This window comes from Escherichia sp. E3659 (assembly GCF_005781135.1).
Taxonomy (GTDB): domain Bacteria; phylum Pseudomonadota; class Gammaproteobacteria; order Enterobacterales; family Enterobacteriaceae; genus Escherichia.
On record NZ_VATQ01000049.1, the window covers coordinates 15,282 to 32,996 of the forward strand.

General features: G+C 51.1%; 14 protein-coding genes. 1 reads left to right on the forward strand and 13 read right to left on the reverse strand.

What is annotated here, in order from left to right; all coding sequences use genetic code 11:
- Positions 1-2: 2 nt before the first annotated feature.
- The 11 genes from FEK47_RS23315 to tssB form a co-directional block, all read right to left on the reverse strand.
- Positions 3-266, reverse strand: coding sequence for a PAAR domain-containing protein (locus FEK47_RS23315; RefSeq protein ID WP_000939273.1), 264 nt, complete (start codon positions 264-266; stop codon positions 3-5).
- A gap of 517 nt (positions 267-783) precedes the next feature.
- On the reverse strand, positions 784-1,578 hold the full coding sequence (locus tag FEK47_RS23320) for a hypothetical protein (protein ID WP_001601251.1): 795 nt from the start codon (positions 1,576-1,578) through the stop codon (positions 784-786).
- Complete coding sequence (locus tag FEK47_RS23325) at positions 1,575-4,124, reverse strand: glycosyl hydrolase 108 family protein (protein WP_138183392.1); 2,550 nt, start codon at positions 4,122-4,124, stop codon at positions 1,575-1,577. The genes FEK47_RS23320 and FEK47_RS23325 overlap by 4 nt, the downstream gene beginning before the upstream one ends.
- Positions 4,125-4,139: 15 nt before the next feature.
- Positions 4,140-6,497 carry a type VI secretion system Vgr family protein gene (vgrG, locus tag FEK47_RS23330; protein WP_138183393.1) on the reverse strand — a complete coding sequence of 786 codons (2,358 nt, stop codon included), beginning with the start codon at positions 6,495-6,497 and terminating at the stop codon, positions 4,140-4,142.
- Positions 6,494-9,160: a type VI secretion system ATPase TssH gene (tssH, locus tag FEK47_RS23335; protein ID WP_138183394.1), complete on the reverse strand. Its 2,667-nt coding sequence runs from the start codon at positions 9,158-9,160 to the stop codon at positions 6,494-6,496. Before tssH ends, vgrG begins: the two co-directional genes overlap by 4 nt.
- A 168-nt stretch (positions 9,161-9,328) precedes the next feature.
- Positions 9,329-9,820 carry an Hcp family type VI secretion system effector gene (locus FEK47_RS23340; RefSeq protein ID WP_001601247.1) on the reverse strand — a complete coding sequence of 164 codons (492 nt, stop codon included), beginning with the start codon at positions 9,818-9,820 and terminating at the stop codon, positions 9,329-9,331.
- A gap of 5 nt (positions 9,821-9,825) precedes the next feature.
- Entirely contained in the window at positions 9,826-11,505 is a 1,680-nt protein-coding gene (locus FEK47_RS23345; RefSeq protein WP_001601246.1) for an OmpA family protein, read from the reverse strand.
- On the reverse strand, positions 11,505-12,194 hold the full coding sequence (gene tssL, locus FEK47_RS23350; RefSeq protein WP_001536469.1) for a type VI secretion system protein TssL, short form: 690 nt from the start codon (positions 12,192-12,194) through the stop codon (positions 11,505-11,507). The genes FEK47_RS23345 and tssL overlap by 1 nt, the downstream gene beginning before the upstream one ends.
- Positions 12,191-13,540, reverse strand: a complete 1,350-nt coding sequence (gene tssK / locus FEK47_RS23355) for a type VI secretion system baseplate subunit TssK (protein WP_001601245.1) — start codon at positions 13,538-13,540, stop codon at positions 12,191-12,193. The genes tssL and tssK overlap by 4 nt, the downstream gene beginning before the upstream one ends.
- A gap of 15 nt (positions 13,541-13,555) precedes the next feature.
- Positions 13,556-15,100 carry a type VI secretion system contractile sheath large subunit gene (gene tssC, locus FEK47_RS23360; RefSeq protein WP_001601244.1) on the reverse strand — a complete coding sequence of 515 codons (1,545 nt, stop codon included), beginning with the start codon at positions 15,098-15,100 and terminating at the stop codon, positions 13,556-13,558.
- A 21-nt stretch (positions 15,101-15,121) separates the two neighbouring features.
- Positions 15,122-15,619, reverse strand: a complete 498-nt coding sequence (tssB, locus tag FEK47_RS23365) for a type VI secretion system contractile sheath small subunit (RefSeq protein WP_001601243.1) — start codon at positions 15,617-15,619, stop codon at positions 15,122-15,124.
- A gap of 507 nt (positions 15,620-16,126) precedes the next feature.
- Between tssB and FEK47_RS23375 the strand changes: the two genes are divergently transcribed.
- A complete protein-coding gene (locus FEK47_RS23375) occupies positions 16,127-16,318 on the forward strand; it encodes a DUF4222 domain-containing protein (RefSeq protein ID WP_001287796.1) in 192 nt (63 codons plus the stop codon).
- 52 nt (positions 16,319-16,370) lie between these two features.
- On the opposite strand, the gene FEK47_RS23380 is transcribed toward FEK47_RS23375, so the two are convergent.
- Both FEK47_RS23380 and FEK47_RS23385 read right to left on the reverse strand, forming a co-directional pair.
- A complete protein-coding gene (locus FEK47_RS23380; protein WP_000124171.1) occupies positions 16,371-16,604 on the reverse strand; it encodes a hypothetical protein in 234 nt (77 codons plus the stop codon).
- Between the two features lie 94 nt (positions 16,605-16,698).
- On the reverse strand, positions 16,699-17,322 hold the full coding sequence (locus FEK47_RS23385; protein WP_138183395.1) for a DNA-binding protein: 624 nt from the start codon (positions 17,320-17,322) through the stop codon (positions 16,699-16,701).
- Positions 17,323-17,715: the final 393 nt, after the last annotated feature.

Sequence of the window (17,715 nt, forward strand, 5' to 3'; positions counted from 1 at the left end):
ACTCAGGCAACCTTTGCAGGTGCAAAAGAACTGATCAATGTACAGCCACAACCACATTTATGACCATGAAAGGCAACCGGGATCCCGTTATCAAGATAATCAGGATTGCCTTCGATGATGGTTGTCGGGCCATGTCCAGGTATCGGACAGGAAACCATATCACCTTTACGTGCCACGCCAATCCCACCAAATATCATGGTGTCTGAACAGGTCATAACAGAACCGCCGTGAGTGGTTTTGTCGCCTTTTCTAATGATTTGCAACATTTGTATCTCCGTTAATTTATTGTTTACAGGACAGAATAAATTAATATTTATTGCTCAAGTATTTCAGCTTTGATCCAGGATCATAAGAGGCAAAACCTTTTGCATTGATATAACCAATATTTATTATCTGGTGATATCTGTATACCCCTTACCTTATCTCCGGAAATAAGATAAGTACTGGTCTTATTATTACTCAGAAAAGAAAAAATTTGGTTTGTTTTTAGTTTGATTTCCATGAAAATTTCACCCAAGTATTCAGAAATAGCTTTTGATGCACTTTCTTTCGTTTTTCCCTTTAATATGCATAAGATGGTAAGTCACACCGATGCATGTAAGCCATTCCTGAACTGACTAATACTTCTTTTCTTCCATCCTGGTATATCCATATACTTTTCCATCCCAGTCGCTGGCCTTACACTAGGCTATCTTATTCTTCAATTTAACAATCAAAGCATTAACATTAAATTTCAAACCCTCGGTGGGTTTAAATAGAAATTGCTTTTGTTGGGGGATAATCTTATGGAAAACCAAATCGCTCCTCATTCACATAAGGAATGTCAAGTATATTTTTATTTATAATTCTATCGCTCCTAAATGAACCCGGTAAACAATCGCTGGATTGAATAATCCTTCCATTTTTCTTGATATCAAACGACATTGTATATTCGTTTTCTTCAGAACCTTCGACTACATTAATGACATAACTGTACTTGCCGCGCTTGAAACCATAATAAGTAATTCTCATTTTACTATCTTTGGTGCGCCTCAACTTATTCCCTTCATTAAAAACCACTTTTAACTCTGTTTTACCATTCTTCTCAAAACTATAATTAATTTCTTTTGTAATATTATCAATGAAGAATGAAGCTTCTTTACCTCCTTCGCCAGGTAATGAGCAACTAATGATTTTAGTGGGTTCTTTGCCTGAGGCTTGCGCTATTTTCTTAAAATATATCACATTAGGCACAGACATATTAGCATTCACAAATGGAGCAGGATTAGTGATGGTATATTTAAGAACATTCTTTTCAATTGATATAGTTGCCTGACCAATACCCCCAAATGTACTTTCAAAGTCCACAAAACCAACATTATCTTTGATTATACCGTTAATATTTTTATCATTGTCTTCAGAACAGTCAATTCTATTTCCGTCATTAGTTATAAAGCAATATTTACCAATAAGATAAGCACCATCTTCAACTAAATCCAATGTTAGCGATTGTGAGTCACTCTCATTTACCCAATGACCAGAAAAATTAGCTATTGAGTGAAATGAAATGAAAATTAAAAATAATAACATTCTTTTCATACATCAACCTTCAAGCAATCATCAACTCTATTTATCCAGCCATTGAGGAATTTAATCTGTGCATTAGGCTCACCGTTGGTTATGGTTAAAGAACGGTAATAATCCTTTCTGATTTCTGCAATGCGTGATAACAACTGCTCTTGATTTTCAACTGCATTTATACAATGAATCATGTCATCGTCCATTATGTTATTTACTATCAGGCGATTGTTGTATTCATCATGAAGCATTTTTCGTATTTGCTTAACTGCTCGGCCTGATGTAATTGTCCAATCATAAACCATCAAGGCTACCTTTGTATTTTCAAGCTTACAGAATCCTTTGGGTTCCCAATAATGATTATAATAAATGATTTCTGCCTGTTCCTTAGTCATATTTCTGAGAGTACTGGAAGTAGCTTCAATTCCCAAATCAATTGGTGCGTACGCTCTCCAGGTCGCAATCGTAATTCCCATATTTGTCTCACCACCACGATCATTGGGATCATTAACGTATCCCCCTTCATGTCGAAGTATTACACTGGAAATTTTAGAGAATAACTCTCTACATCTTTCTTTTACACGAATTGCCTCCAAAAACACAATCGGATGCATATGCCACGGCTCCGGTCCCAGCGCCACTCCTTTTTCGGATACTGCTTTCATCCACGTCATCTTATCCAGAAACGCTTCCAGATACGTTTTCCATAACGGCGCATCCCTGGTTAATGGATCCAGATAGTTTTTCCACAGCGGATCATCCTTACCGTAGTACCATTCACTGGCGTGTTTCGCAATAATACGGTACAGGCGGTCACGGTACGACACATTATGAATTGCCTGAAGATATTCCTGCTCTGAGTAATGTCCGTCCTCGTTACTGTCTGTCATCTCCAGCAGCCGCTGGTAGTTATATTTGTTCAGCGCGTGAGTGATGCGTTTTTCCTCCTGCGCTGCTTTATATAACTGCTCCAGAATCCCCTTCACCACGTTATCTGGTCGCTTTACCCCATCAATCAGGTCAAAGCTCGCTGGTGCTTTATTCAACGTCACAAACCCCAGCTCGTCTAACGCGTACTGCGATACTTTTTTTACACTGGCTGCAGGTAACCAGCCATCTTCCGGGCATATCTGATAATACGCCGCATCCTGATTACTGGTCAGCGTATTCCCCCCGGCATCGACGCCAGGGACATTTGCCAGAGTCAGAACTCCAGAGGCTCTTGTTTTTCGCTCTCCCGCAACCATACCCTGTTCCTTCTTATCAAATAACGGTGCATCGGTTTGCCAGGTCAGATAAACCGGTGCATCTTCTCCTGCTTTTCCGGGGTTGGTGACGAACTTTTCCATATCATCCATACTCAGGCACTCTATATGTACCTGGTAGCGCGAGCGTTTACCGTTTTCTTCCGGTAGCTGATAAAAGCCCATATGACCGAGATTATCTCCAGCACTGACAGTTACAGGGACTGGTGGAACATACACATCATTAAAAACGGGTTCACTGCCGGATGCTGCCGGTGCAACCGGCGTCAGACTGTCACCATCTGACACCACCCATACCCGGTCACCTTTTTTCAACATATCCTTATCACGCCCCAGCGTGACCAGACTGAACGTTCTTGCGGCATCGCCAGGGCGGATAACCTGCTGCGCCGTATTACCCGGTTCGTAAGAGAGCGGGAAACCTGCTGTCAGCCTGCCCGCCTTTTTATTGTGCAACACATCTTCCCGGCTCAGATAGTAACCCCAGTCTGTACGCGAGGTACAGTTCACCACACCTTCCGGCTGAGTGGTGTAAGCAGGAGTACATTTTGCCCACCAGGACGGAACCGGCGCTGATTTAATCGCTCTCAGAGAGCCCCTGTCTGATACCGTCCAGACTTTCGTTCCCGCTGCAAGCGTCTCTCCCGCTGCATTTTTCGTCTCTCTGGTAATGGTCACTTCGGTAAACTGACGCCTGTCTCTGCTGCGAGTGACAATAGCGTCACTCAATGTGACAAGCGTGTCTTTATTCAGTTTTCCGGCTTCACGGCCTGCCTGCATATCTTCCGCACTGGTGTAATAGCGCTGGATCCCTGCCACTTTTCTGTCCGCCTGGCGCCCCTGTTGTCCATAAGCAGCCCAGGGGGCCAGATTCATGTACAGCGTAAAAAACGTCAGTCCACTTTCTGCGTTATCAGCCGGCTGAATATAATGTTTCACCAGCACAAAGGATGTCGAAGCGAACAATTTTTCACCGCGCCATTCAATCGCGGCACTCTCGTAATCCCTGCATACCCGCCAGGCAACGATTTCACCATCGGCCATACAACGAATAAATTGCTCCCCTTTATAAAGTTCGCGGCAGTACTCTTTTTCGGGCTCACTGTCTGTACTGAGGGCACACCAGGGGATCGTTGCATCAGTAATATGAATACCGCCATGCCACATTCCCTGGCTTCCCACCAGATACAACCCTGAGCTTTCCCCTCCGAGCATCGATAACAACGCTTCCACGGAGGAAAAGGCATGGCCATTTTTGTTTGACGGTACGGGGTAACTGATTTCAGGTAACTTTGCTGTCATAAATCCCCTTTCATGCTATTCACTGGTCCATTTGGCGGAATTTGGGGTCGTGACCGTAACGTCTGTCCTTTTAAAGTCCGGTGTCTCCTGCGGCAATGTGCTCCCATTTCCGGGCACCAGATAGCTCGCGACCTTCATCACCATCATCCCTTCTGAACCATGCTCTATCCCGTTCTTACTCAGTCTCAGGTAAGACCCGCCACCGTTCAGCGTCAGGGTTTCCGGGGTGCTGATAATAATTTCATCTTCACTACTGGTCACCGTCAGCTGTTTTTCAGAGAACAGCGCCATCGTGTTGTACTGAGCCTGAATCTCAATATCTCCCTGGTTGGCTACCAGTTTCGCCCCGTCTTTATGCACAAACAGACCAAGGGCTTTTTCCACCGTTACCGACAGATTTTTCATCGCACCGATATCAAGATGCTGACCTGCATTGATCATGGTGTTACGGGTACTGCAGAGCTGAAGGTGTTCACCTGAGGTCAGAGCCACCCCCTGCGGCGCACTCCCCAGCAGAACCGCTGACTGAAGTTCCCTGATTTTGTCGGTTACAAACCTAATCTGAGTATTGATATCACAGAGCAGGGCGCCGGCGGCTTCGGCAGCGCTGTTCAGGGCCTGCATCTGGCTGTTAGCCTGGTTAATCTGACTTATCGCTGCCGCCATTTCCAGCACTGGCCCCTGGGCTCTGGCCTGGGCATCTGCCGTCAGGAACAGCCCTTTTGCTGCACGTACAGCACCATGCTCATCCGTTCGCAGTTCAAAACCGGCACCTCGCTTTTCACGCCGGCTGTTGACCAGGTGTCCCATGTTCAGCTGTGTTTTGCCATATTCCGTTGCGAGCTTGATATGCTCTTCCTGGCGCTTATCCTCCATCCGCAGCTTATTGTTCGCCGGCGTGCGCCACACGTTCCGCGTATGATTGTCACTGGTGACATGATCCGGATGCTCTGAATCATGCAGGGCATAAGCGATGTAGGGACGATCCGGATCTCCGCCGTCAAATACAATGGCCACTTCAGTTCCGTCGATAAGCGGTGAGTGGAAACCGTACGTATCACCGGCATAAGGTTTAGCCAGCCGCAACCACAGATAAGCGTAACCCCGTTCTGTACTGTTGCGATCGAAGTCCAGCTTCACCCGGTAACGCCCCTGATCGTCCAGATGGGCGTAGATATCGTTCTTCTCGTGACTCTCAATCCGCGCCGGAAGCGAACCGGATATCACCGGGCGACTGAGCAGTGCCGGACGCCAGCAGACGGTTTCGCTGTAGGGGATCCCCTCAAACGTCAGCGTAAAGCAACTTTTGCGTGAACCGCGGGAACGCACCGTGGTGATAACGATGCCTTCCCTGACAACATCGGGTAACGTGCCGTCCGTTTCAAGTACCTGACCCGGCGTCAGATAAGGGCTGGAGGAATGCCCGCTGACACGATACTGCGCATTCAGAATGCGTTCGTGGCGCAGACGGGCAAAGTATGCCCCGGTCTCCGGGCTTTCAGCGTCACCTGCCGTCAGGAAGGGTTCAGCATAATGGTACGTTTCTCCGGTGGTGATCCCTTCCTTACTGAAAATACTTTCGGCACTGTCCTGAGGTTTCAGCGCTTCACGGTAGTTGTAGTCCCGGGTGACCACACTTCCGCTCACCACGTTACAGGTGGTCTGAATATCCCAGATGCTCTCCTGCCCGCTGTCACTCATCCCGGCCTGATTGCGCAATGGCAACGTGATGCCAAATTCATACTGCTGCTGGCTGTCCTGGAAAATCACTATGTCCTGTTCAAGACGACTGTCCATTTCATAACGCCAGTAAATCCCCACCTCCGCCAGCAGGCGCCGGATAAACTCAAGGTCAGTCTCCCGCCACTGGGTGATGAGCTCCCGGGGTGGATACTCCCGGGAAAGCCGGAATTCAAAATCCTGCCCTTCCAGACCATGTTTACGCAATACCTGCTCAACCACTTCAGTGACTGACTGATTGAGGTAGATTTCGCTCCCTTTCGTATAGTTCAGAAGGGCGATACGGGGAACGATCGTCAGTGCGTAACGGGTCTCATCATTCGAGGCAGAGATACGGCGAAACGACTCAACCACGCCGAATACCGTCCTGAGCGGCAGGGCCGGTGTTCCGTCAGACACCGGGGTCTGGAAAGTAAATGACGCCGGCTTCAGCAGTAACGCGTCACAGGCAATATCCGCAGAGGAACAGGTGACAACCACGTCATAGCGCCAGGGCTGGCTGAGGGACTCAACCGCGCTGTAACGCAACACATCCAGAAAATGGCTGCATTCATGCACATGAACCCGGTACCGTGATTGCCCTGAAAGCTGCTGTACAACGCTGCCAGCCTTGCTGGTCAGGGAACGGTTCATGACGGCTCTCCCTCTGCCTGTGCATCAAATACCATCACAATACCATCTTCGTCACACCATGCCAGAGTCAGCGCCTGCGGTTTCTGCTTCGCGGCCATATGGCTCAGCAACTGCCGGCTCAGTACCGGCAGCAGTTGCTGGTTCAGCAGACTCTCCACATTCCGGGCGCCCGTATCCGGCAGCAGGCAGGCTGACGTCAGGGCATCGTACAGACGTTCATCAACCGATGTGCTCAGTCCATAGTGGCAGTGCAGGCGTTCACAGACCTGTGCAAGCTTCATCTCCACAATGGTGCGCATGGCAGACTGTGTCAGCGGACGGTAAATCACGGTCTGGAAACGGGCGAGCAGTGCAGGCTGGAAGTGGTCGCGCAGTAGCGGACGGATAAGCTCATGCAGCTCCGATTCCGTTGTCTCCGGCTTTTCGCTCAGTTGCTGCATCAGAAGGTCACTGCCCAGGTTGGAAGTCATCAGAATGACCGTATTACGGAAGTCAATTTCACGCCCCTCGCCGTCGCGCATAATGCCCCGGTCAAATACCTGATAAAACAGATTCAGCACATCCCGGTGGGCCTTTTCCACTTCATCCAGCAGCACCACGCTGTAAGGGCGTTTGCGTACAGCTTCCGTCAGAATACCGCCCTGACCGTATCCCACGTACCCGGGCGGTGAACCCTTAAGCTGGGAAACCGTATGGGGCTCCTGATATTCCGACAGATTGATGGTAATCAGTGATTTTTCGCCGCCGTACATCACGTCTGCCAGTGCCTGTGCCGTTTCGGTTTTTCCCACACCACTGGGGCCAACCAGCAGGAACACGCCCAGGGGGCCGTTACCGGATGTCAGACCCGTTTTCGCCGCACGCAGACGCTGCGCAATGGATTCCAGTGCCACGTCCTGTCCGACCACCCGTCTGCCGATATCCTTTTCCAGATGCAGCAGTTCCGTCTGTTCGTCCTTCATCAGGGAAGATAACGGCACCCCGGTCCAGTCCGCGACCACACCGGCAACGGTACGTACGTTAACATCCACACTGAGCAGAGGCTGATTCTGCTGAATGTCGTGCAGTGCCTGCTGCAGGTGATGTGTCTCACTCTGACGGGAAATATCGCTGCGGCTTTCAAGTAACTCACCGGTGAGTTCGCACTCCCGGGCGTACTGCTGCTCCAGGTCATCACGTGCTGTCATCAGCACATTTTCTTCCTGCTCAATGGCAGACAGGCGTTCGCCGTGATTCTGATGACCAACGGCAATATCTTCCAGCAGTGCCTGTTTTTCCATACCGAGGGAAGCGAGCTGTGAACGGATACGGGTCAGCTGTTCCGGCACCGTGTCGAGGCTCATCCGCACACGGGCAGCAGCGGTATCGAGCAGGTCAACGGCCTTGTCCGGTAGCTGACGTTCTGTCAGATAACGGCGCGACAGTGTGACGGCAGCACGTACCGCCTCATCGGTGATGTGCACGTTATGATGTTCCGCATAACGGGATTTCAGGGAGCGCAGCATCAGACAGGCCGTCTCATCATCCGGCTCGTCCACTTTGACCATCTGAAAACGCCGCTCCAGGGCTGCATCACGTTCAAAGTATTGTTTGTACTCAGACCAGGTGGTGGCAGCAATGGTGCGCAGTTCACCCCGCGCCAGCGCAGGCTTCAGCAGGTTGGCCGCATCCGCGCCACCGGCCTGATTACCGGCACCGATAAGGGTATGGGCTTCATCTATAAACAGCAGTACAGGAGCCGGTGACTGCTGCACGGCATCAATCACGTTTTTCAGGCGCTGTTCAAATTCCCCCTTCACGCCGGCACCGGCCTGCAGCAGACCGAGGTCGAGGGTGCGCAGGGTGACGGGTCTGAGTGATTCCGGTACGTTACCTTCCGCAATACGCAGGGCGAGCCCTTCCACCAGAGCCGTTTTCCCCACACCGGGGTCTCCCACCAGAATAGGGTTGTTCTTGCGGCGGCGGGAGAGAATATCCACCATCTGACGGATTTCCGTATCGCGTCCCGATACCGGGTCAATTTTACCCTCTCTCGCACTGGCCGTGATGTCCCGGGTGAATTTATCCAGCGCACTCTGTAACACAGGCGGCAGGTCACCTGACGGTATACCCGCCGTATCCGCACCGACGGGACGCCCGATAAAGGTCACATTGTCTCCCTGAGGCAGCACAGGCTCTGCATCCTGTAACCTCTTCGGACACTCATCAGACTGCGCATCCAGCAGCGGGGACAGACGCTGTAACTGGCTCTGACTCAGTGTCAGCAGGGGCCACAGCCCGTCACAGCAAACCAGGTGCGGATGTTCCGTCAGGGCACCCAGCAGATGCACGCTGCGGATATGTTCTTCCCCCTGTAATGAGGCCACCATCCAGGCCTGTTTCAGCAGGGCATTCAGGGACGGCGCAAGCTGCGGGCGACTGCGTACGCTACGGGGCTGGTTATCCAGCCAGCCGAGCAGCGACTGCCATATCGCGTCCATATCCCAGCCATAACGCCGGCCCAGCACGGTAAGGTCTCCTTCCCCCTGCTCCAGCAGTTTCAGTAACCAGTGCTCCGGGGTGATTTCTGCATGGGCCCGGGTCTGGCAAAGGGAGGCTGCGCCTTCCAGTGCACGGGCACAGTAATGATTAAGACGACGTAACAGAGCTGCCGAATTTTCCATGTTATTCACTCACTGTCAGGAGACCGTCAGGCACGCTACCGCCCTTCGCCGTAACCCAGGCGCATCAGGTCTGTGTTCAGGATTGAGAATTCTTTCTTCAGCACCCGCCAACAGATGCTGAAGAAAAAATAAAAATGACGGACAGGATGCCCTGTCCGCCCGGGAGAATTACGCGGTGGTACGTTCACTCCATGAGTCAGAGTGAATAATATTGCCGTCTTTATAGGTCCATATAATTTTTTCGTAACGCAAAGACACCTGCTCAAGATGATTACACTTTTCAAAAGCCGCACTCTTCACGTCATACATGACAGGGTGAACTTTAACCACCTTCACATTCTCAAGCTTCGTATTGAAGTACTCCACCTCCTGACCGGCATCATTGATTTTGTACCACTTAAATTCAGCAGACTTCAGGGTCTGCCCGGTGGTCACGGCCTTGTAAAGGTACGGGCTGGAAGAATCAATTTCCTTGGTAAACAGGAACGGTGTGTGAATACGGGTACCGGTCAGCTTACCGGTGTTGTTATCCGTCGGGATGTAGAGGCAGTGCTCCTGAGCCACCACCTCAATGCTGCCCTCACGGTCCTGAACATCCACGGACCCTTTGATATCTGCACCGCCATCATCTTTCAGCCACAGATAAACTGGAATTGCCATAAAAATTACTCCGTTATGTTTTCTGATGCGCCCTCTTCCGGCGCAGGGGAAGCGTCCGGCAGACGACAGGCATCGGCCTGCGGTACCAGACAGATTTCAACACGGCGGTTACGCGCACGGCCTTCCGCCGTGTCATTCGGGGCCACAGGGCGGCTTTCACCGTATCCCTGCACGGCAAAACAGCTTTGGGGAATATCGCCGGTATCCCGCATCCAGTCGCGAACGGCCTCTGCACGCTTCAGGGACAGGACCTGGTTGCGCTGCGGGTCACCGGTATTGTCCGTGTGGCCACTGACCACAATCAGCCAGCCTGCTTTTGCCTTAATATCCACCAGGGCATTCACCAGCCATTTTGTGGCGCCCGGCTTCAGCGTCCATTTACCGGCATCAAACAGCGCCAGACTGTCGAGACGGATGATTTGCGGAGGTGCTTCCGGCTCCGGCGCTGGTAAAGGCGGAACCCAGGTATCGATAGCCTGCTGCAGGGCCAGCCACAGGCGTTGCCCCGGGTAATAACCCAGGCTGTAACGTAAAGGCACTCCCTGACGCTGCCACTGCTCAAGCAGAAGCGCGTCCTGTTTCAGTGCAGCCAGCGATTCCGCCTTAGGGCGGTAGGGATCCATCGGGACAGCATTCCAGCGCTGTAAATCGGTGCTAACCTGACGGATCAGATCACGATTGTTAAGCGCAGAAATCCCCAGCGCGGTCAGAACACACAGCCATATCAGCAAAATCAGACGACGGGTACGCTGGCCTCCCTGTACCGTCGACGCAAAAGGTGCCAGCAGCGGCAGAACCGCATCCGGGAACATACCTGCCGGCACTGTCTGCCCCGGTTTTCGGGAAAACTGCAAACAGGTACGGGAACAGAGCCAGTCGGACCAGACTGATGGTATCCCCGGAAGAACAGCACCAAGGCGCATTGCAACGGAAAATGCTCGTACAGGTGGCGTCAGCCGGTCAGCTTTTTCCAGCTCATCAGCCAGCGTATTACGAATAAAGGAAAATGCCTCGCTGACGGCCGGCAGCGCCAGAATATTGTCTTCCACCTGCAGCCAGTCAGTGAATGCCTGAGGTGAATGATTAACCGGGCATACAACCGGTCTGTCCCCCCGGACGATTATCCACGGTGTTTCAGGCCCGGAAAATTCGGCACTCAACACAACCGGCAGTGCGAACCCCGTCAGGGATTTAATCTGATTACACTGCTGGCGGAGAGTTTTCAGTGTGAAACGAAGAACTGCTTCATCATGATGACAGTCTGGCAGGCAGCGGTACATCACAGAGAGCTGACCGACCTGGCGCGGGAACTGCGTCTGTATGCTGCGGACAACGTCAGTTAAGCGGCTGACGTCACCGACCCGCAACCACCATCCCTGGGCTGTTTTACGCAGAGGACCGTCCTGAAACAACGCTTCCGGCATGTCACCACACACCAGTACAACAGGGGCCCGGGTGTCGGATAATGCCAGTTCAGCATCCGTCAGGGTAACGTCAGATGTGAGCTTTTGCTTTTCACTCCGGCAGTTTTTAAAAACAGTCCAGCCTGCCAGAAGAAGGATCAGCAGAGTAGTCAGACCATTAAAAACATTGCCTGCCGGAATGAAATACCACAACAACCACAGCAATGTGGCAACAGCCACCAGGACGTGCAGGGCTACCGGAATGATGACAGAGCCACGCATCAGCCATGCAACTCCGGTATTTGTGATGACAAAAGAGACTGGAGCCAGAGGTGCCCCCCCCACCAGATAACGCCGGTAAGAATGACGGCGAGCACTATCCAGAACCAGACTGAGCGCATCAGACGCCAGCGATGTTTCTCCATCCGGTGAACAACCAGGGACAGACCGGCATCAGGCGGTGAAACGCGTTCAGAAAGGGCTTTTATGACCTCATCACGCTGCGACTGGCTGACTGCTTTCAGGCAGTACACCCCCTGAAAACCCAGCGCTGTCACCCGGTGATAGCAGGTTAAAACGGCCGGGTCCGGTGAAGGCTGACGCAGAACCTCTGCAATGCGATCCCACAAAGCCTCACCAGCCCGAAGTGAGCCAAAAAAGCGGGCCTGAAGCGGCACTTTACGCCAGGCCACCTGGCCTTCATCAACGTCCGGCTCCTCTCCTTCCTTGCTCTTTTCAGGCTTACGGCTCATCACCGTTTCGTCCAGAAGGGCACATTGTGCATAGGTAATATGCTCCACACTGGCATCGTCATAACCGGCACGCTCCAGTGCTTCCCGCACACTTTCGACCTGTTTAACGCATTTGTTGTAAAGCGCAGTGCCATCGGGCGTGAGTGCACCTTTTTTCAGCATGGTGACGGTAAGCCATGTCTCCATCATCAGCTGGTCGATATCAATATCCTGTCTCATGAGCGCAATACCGCAAACAGTTCAAGTTCCAGGGCACCAAGTAACTCAGGCACATAGAACATACACACTCCCTGCTCCAGCATTTCATGTGCAGCGGGACTTTCCATATCAAGTGCAAAGTACTGGTTTTCCATGCGTACAGGCAACGCAGCCGGAACCCTGCTCACCGGGATCAAAGGGATCCCCCGGAGTGCCGCACCATAGATCTCACTGACATTATCTGGTGACCCCGCCAGACAGAGTGCCGGAAATTTCTCAGCAACCTGCCAGGCCGGGATATCCGAGCGCACCGACAGCCAGAGGTCAGCCTCTTCGCGCAGGCGGATATCGTGAAGGCTGGCCTTCCAGGTCTGTCCATCCGGCCGGGACATTTCCAGAGCAATGACCCGGGATGGCAGACTGGCCTCCAGCAGACCCGTTATCAGGTCGAACAATGGAAAAAACGCACTGGCAGGATCCTTGTGGTCATAACCCGGTATGGCGTCAGGATCATGCTCCAGGGAAAAAGTCAGCATACTGCCTGCCAGACGGGCGAGCTCCGCCCACACCTGTTCAGGTGGGCGGGAAGGAAAACGTTCGTATTCCGTCAGTACACTGGCGTGGGAATTCAGCGCATTCAGCAACCAGAAAAGGGAAACATCAGCAACAGCAAAATCGGCGAGTCTTTCGTTACTCTCACGACGCATCGCCATCAGACGCTGACGTCGTGAGAGTAACTGACGATTGAGCAACACCAGACGTTCGCGCAGGACCGGACTTGCCCCAAATGACGCCACCGGAGGAATAAAAGACGGATCCTGTCGCCACGCATTCTGACCATCTCTGATCAATCTTGCTACCGGGCAGACTTTCCATGAGTCATTGTTTTCATGGGCAAACCGAATGGTAAAATTAAACCGGGCAACGGCCATGGGCTCTTCTTCAGAGCCAAAAGCATCCTGCAACGTTACCCACTCTTCCCGATAGCGAACGGGTCTGTCTGCACTGACACCTTCCTGCTCAACGTTAATCACGCCGGGCTGCATGTGGGGAAGTGCAATAACAACAGTTACCGCATCGTGGTCAGCCAGCTGGCCGGCATCTAACTCTCGCGGTGCCGGAGGCAAATCGCTCCTTTGAGCATCAATAAGTGTTCCGTCTTCCAGCCAGAGGCGTAACTGCGTAATCTGGATCAGCCCGGATGACAGAAGACTGTCATTAAGCTCAACCTTTTCCACTCCCCAGGGAAACGGGGATGCCAGCGCAGAAATACCGGCACTGCGAAAAGACTCCCATTCAGTCTGCTGCTGAAACTGTTGAGGGGAGAGCAAAACACCTTCGCTCCACAGCGGACGGTAAATCTTCATTTCCCGACGCCTGCCTTACGCTTTTGCCTTCGGCATCTGCGAAACCAGTGACAGGCTGACATCCATACCTTCCACCTGGAAATGTGGTACAGCATAGAGTTTCACGCGGAAGAATCCCGGATTGTCTTCGATATCTTCCACCACCACTTTTCCGTCACGCAGCGGATGCGAAGCCTGCAGCTCATCACCCGGATCGGTCATCTCCGTCACCAGTCCCCGGATCCAGTTATTCAGTTCCAGTTCAAGCAGACGACGATCTTTGGTAGTACCAATATTTTCCCGCTGAATGATCTTCAGGTAATGCGCAATGCGGGACAACAGGAAAATATAGGGAAGACGGGCATTAATACGACTGTTCGCTGTCGCATCCGGCGTATCGTACAGCGCCGGTTTCTGGGCGGAGTTGGCGGAGAAGAAGCAGGCATAATCCCGGTTCTTGTAGTAAGAAAGCGGAATAAAGCCCAGATTAGCGAATTCAAACTCCCGCGTTTCCGGGATCATCACCTCTGACGGAATTTTGACCTGATTACCGGTTCCCAGATCATACAGATGGATTGGCAAGTCCTGCACCGCACCACCGGCCTGAGGCCCACGGATCTGAACACACCAGCCGTTGGTGACAAAACTGCGCACCATGTTGGCGGCAAAAGCAAAAGACGCGTTCGTCCAGAGATATTTATGGTGATCCGGTCCTTTCACCTCTTCAACATAGTTAAAGCTGCGGACAGGTACGGTATCCGGGCCATACGGCAGGCGTCCCAGAACTCGTGGCATCACCAGGCCAATATAACGGGCATCATCCGTTTCACGGAAAGCGTTCCACTTGATGTACTCGGCACGCTCAAAGTGATTGCCAATATCCTTGATGGCAGCCACCTCTTCCATGGTTTCTTTCTGGAAGAAAGCCGGGCCAACAGAACCAATAAACGGCATATGTGCGGATGCCGCCACCCGGGAAATATTTTTCAGCAACGCCACGTCCTGTGCAGATGCATCAAACTCCCAGGCCGAAACCAGGACAGCAATGGGCTCACCACCCGGCGTGTCATACTCAGCCACATAGGTCTGCAGATAAAGGCCGCTCTGAATAATTTCCGGCGCATCCTCAAAATCCTGACGCAGATCGTCTTTGGACAGATCCAGCAGCTCAATTTTCACATTACGGCGGAAGTCCGTTTTATCCACCAGAGACTTCACGCCCCGCCACAGGGATTCCACTTTCTGAAATTCCGGATGATGAAGCACGGCATCCAGCTGACGGCTGATCTGATAATCAAGCTCTGCAATATGATGGTCAATCAGCGCTTTATCGAGTTTTTCCACCTGCGTACCGGCTTTTGCCAGACACTCCATAAACACCTGCATCCCTGCCGTCAGGCGTTCATCTGCAGACGCTTCTGACATGGCCTGTGGATCCTGCCAGATATCCAGTGCACTCAGGGCAGATACCGGATTCAGGTTAATTTTTTCAAACAGGGAAGCATATACGCTGTCGCCGGTATGCGTTTCAGATACCACACTCTCTGCGACGTTCTTTTCTTTCTGTACAGACATCAGCATTTTCTCTCGTAATCCGTTAAATCACGCCTTTTCCGGCACCAGTGCACGCAATTCATCACGCAGCGTCTGGCTCAGTGCCGGGTCACGCAGAATCTTTTCCAGCTCTTTACGGAAAGTCACGTTATCCAGCAGATTGGCTTTAAGGTCCCGCAGAAGGCTGCGCATGGCCAGCATGGCTTTAAGACGGGGAATCTGTCGGGCGACCTGCTCTGGCGTGAAGTCGTTCATATTGCGAAAAGTCAGGCTGATGCTCTCTTCAGCGCCATCACCGGCAAGCGTGTTCTTCACATTCAGACGCACAGACGGAGAGATATCCGCCAGAACATCATTAAAATTGTTTTTATTAATATCCGTTTTTACACGCTCCGACAGTGGACGCTCTTCCTGTCCGTTACTGAAATCACCGGCAACCAGCAGTTTGAGCGGAAGCTCCACTTTCTTCTGCCCACCACCTGTATGTAGGTCTAATTTCAGATTCACCCTTGCTTTCGGGATTTCATTCTGAAACGAACTGCTCATGACTCTCTCCTGTGAAACCTGCACCTCAGGGGCTTCGTCACAACAGAAAGCCTCCTCTTGCGCACTGATTTAATTTTGATCATTATAGAACAAAGATCTGGAAATACTCAATATTACAGACGTATCGATCGACACAACCAAAATATATAGATCTTTATTCTGTTTTGTGTCGCAAAAACAGCATATCGCAAAACTTATAACCATGATTAATGGAAAAGTGCAGAAAATTATTCCAGCGAACGCTTTTAATACAGCCAGTTATGCCGGAAAAGTTCAGTTTTTGATTCCGGTCATGGAAAATCACGATGAGTAACGATTCAGCATCATTGAAGTGATTTCTGGAAAACGGGAAGGATATGAAGGAAGAGCACAACAAAATGCAATGAAAGAAGGAGTGAGGGGATTTTTAGTAAAAACAGAAGATTAACAAAACACATCAGGAGGCAGAGACTCCTGATTCAGCAATATCACATGAAATTTTAGTTAACTGTTACCGTTCTGAAATCTATGTCAGAAGATATTCCATTACCGAAAATCAATCAGCGATACAGAGACGATCATGGTGCGCTTGTCACCGTGACCAGTGTTGAGGAAACCCGGGTGGTGTTTATGCGGGACGGCTATCCGCATCCCTGCATGCGGCCGATGTACAACTTTCTGGGAAAATTCAAACCCGAACCCCGGGAAGAAACAGAATAAAACGAAATCCCTGCCGGCAATCACACTGCCTGATGGCAGCATAATCCACTTATTAATTCTCATCCCCGGAGACAAGCCCAGAAAACCACTCCGGGTGTTCACTGTATGCCGTGTTCAGCGCATCCCAGGAAACGTTGATATAAAAGCTGTCCTGCAATTTCCGGGTAACCACCTCTGCCAGGCGGTTCCGGTTATCCGCCAGGCCGGCATAACCTCTCTCTGCCAGCCACTCATTCAGTTCATGTTCCAGAGACAGATTGATAATATCGTAATCGGACCTTGCCATTCCCGTTTCCTTAGCACATGTTTTCAGGCACGGGGATAAAGTATAAAGAATGTCGTACTGCTGCTGCCAGAGCAATATTCCCCTGATGGTCGTATCAGAGATGGTATGCCGGTATTTTGCGGGTTGTTCCCGTCAGGTTATCGTACACCTCCACGGTTGTGGTCACCACCGGCATTCCGGCCTTTCTCAGCCTCAGAACATCAGCCGCAATACGCTGACTGCCAGACCAGAACAGGCCGTCCAGTGCAGTCACCAGTAAACCCGCTTCCAGTGCATACTTCAGCCGTTCACGGGGCGCTTTCACTTCCCGGGCAACCTGCTGATATGGCAATGATGTGTTTTCATTCCCAACCACGCGACGAATACGGTGAGACAGATGATACCGGAATGTATCCGGTACACCAGAAAGGCTGGCCTTCAGGCTGTACACGCAGCCAAACCGTTTATCGTTAAACACCACATTTTTCTGACTGATGTCCCATTCTTCACGCAGCGCGGCAATCAGTTGTGGTGTCCGGGTAAGCAACAAGCGAAAAGGCAGTTCAAAACTGGTGACGTAATCCACATTCAGCAGTGCAATACGCAACCGCTCTTCTGGCCCGGCCTCTGTCTGCCGACACTCCTCCAGAACATCCTGCCACTGCCGGCGAAGACGGGGGGATTCGTTCCGTTCTGTAAAACTGTATTTATCCGCCAGATAATCAATTCGAGTACGCATACTGAAAAGAATTCCGTATAAAAAGTCAGCTGGCGAAACTTTATCAATCGCTGATGAACAGGGAAAGCATAAATCGCCCGGTCAGATACTCCTGTCTGCTTCTGCACTGCCATATATCTTCGTTAATCGCTCACTGTTGCCAGCTTGTTTTCGGCATATTTCATGCAGCCATGTGTTCCCGTCACCGTACCGCATGCGTGAACGAAACAGCATTTATTGTTCCGGTGGACATCGTACAACGGCGTTATTCCATGTGGGTATCTGAAGCACCACTTATTCATTATAGCGATAACAAAAATCTGTTTTTTCCGTTGTTACTGTTAACGCTTCAGCGTTAGCGTAAAAACAGTATCGTTATTTTCTCAAATGTATCCTTCACTGACAGGTAATGGA

Excerpts from the sequence above, each read along its gene's own strand:
- tssC (WP_001601244.1), bottom strand. The coding sequence starts at position 15,100 with ATGCTGATGTCTGTACAGAAAGAAAAGAACGTCGCAGAGAGTGTGGTA.
- FEK47_RS23375 (WP_001287796.1), top strand. The coding sequence starts at position 16,127 with ATGTCAGAAGATATTCCATTACCGAAAATCAATCAGCGATACAGAGAC.
- tssH (WP_138183394.1), bottom strand. The coding sequence starts at position 9,160 with ATGGAAAATTCGGCAGCTCTGTTACGTCGTCTTAATCATTACTGTGCC.
- FEK47_RS23340 (WP_001601247.1), bottom strand. The coding sequence starts at position 9,820 with ATGGCAATTCCAGTTTATCTGTGGCTGAAAGATGATGGCGGTGCAGAT.
- FEK47_RS23380 (WP_000124171.1), bottom strand. The coding sequence starts at position 16,604 with ATGGCAAGGTCCGATTACGATATTATCAATCTGTCTCTGGAACATGAA.
- vgrG (WP_138183393.1), bottom strand. The coding sequence starts at position 6,497 with ATGAACCGTTCCCTGACCAGCAAGGCTGGCAGCGTTGTACAGCAGCTT.
- FEK47_RS23345 (WP_001601246.1), bottom strand. The coding sequence starts at position 11,505 with ATGCGTGGCTCTGTCATCATTCCGGTAGCCCTGCACGTCCTGGTGGCT.
- FEK47_RS23385 (WP_138183395.1), bottom strand. The coding sequence starts at position 17,322 with ATGCGTACTCGAATTGATTATCTGGCGGATAAATACAGTTTTACAGAA.
- FEK47_RS23320 (WP_001601251.1), bottom strand. The coding sequence starts at position 1,578 with ATGAAAAGAATGTTATTATTTTTAATTTTCATTTCATTTCACTCAATA.
- tssB (WP_001601243.1), bottom strand. The coding sequence starts at position 15,619 with ATGAGCAGTTCGTTTCAGAATGAAATCCCGAAAGCAAGGGTGAATCTG.
- tssK (WP_001601245.1), bottom strand. The coding sequence starts at position 13,540 with ATGAAGATTTACCGTCCGCTGTGGAGCGAAGGTGTTTTGCTCTCCCCT.
- FEK47_RS23325 (WP_138183392.1), bottom strand. The coding sequence starts at position 4,124 with ATGACAGCAAAGTTACCTGAAATCAGTTACCCCGTACCGTCAAACAAA.
- FEK47_RS23315 (WP_000939273.1), bottom strand. The coding sequence starts at position 266 with ATGTTGCAAATCATTAGAAAAGGCGACAAAACCACTCACGGCGGTTCT.
- tssL (WP_001536469.1), bottom strand. The coding sequence starts at position 12,194 with ATGAGACAGGATATTGATATCGACCAGCTGATGATGGAGACATGGCTT.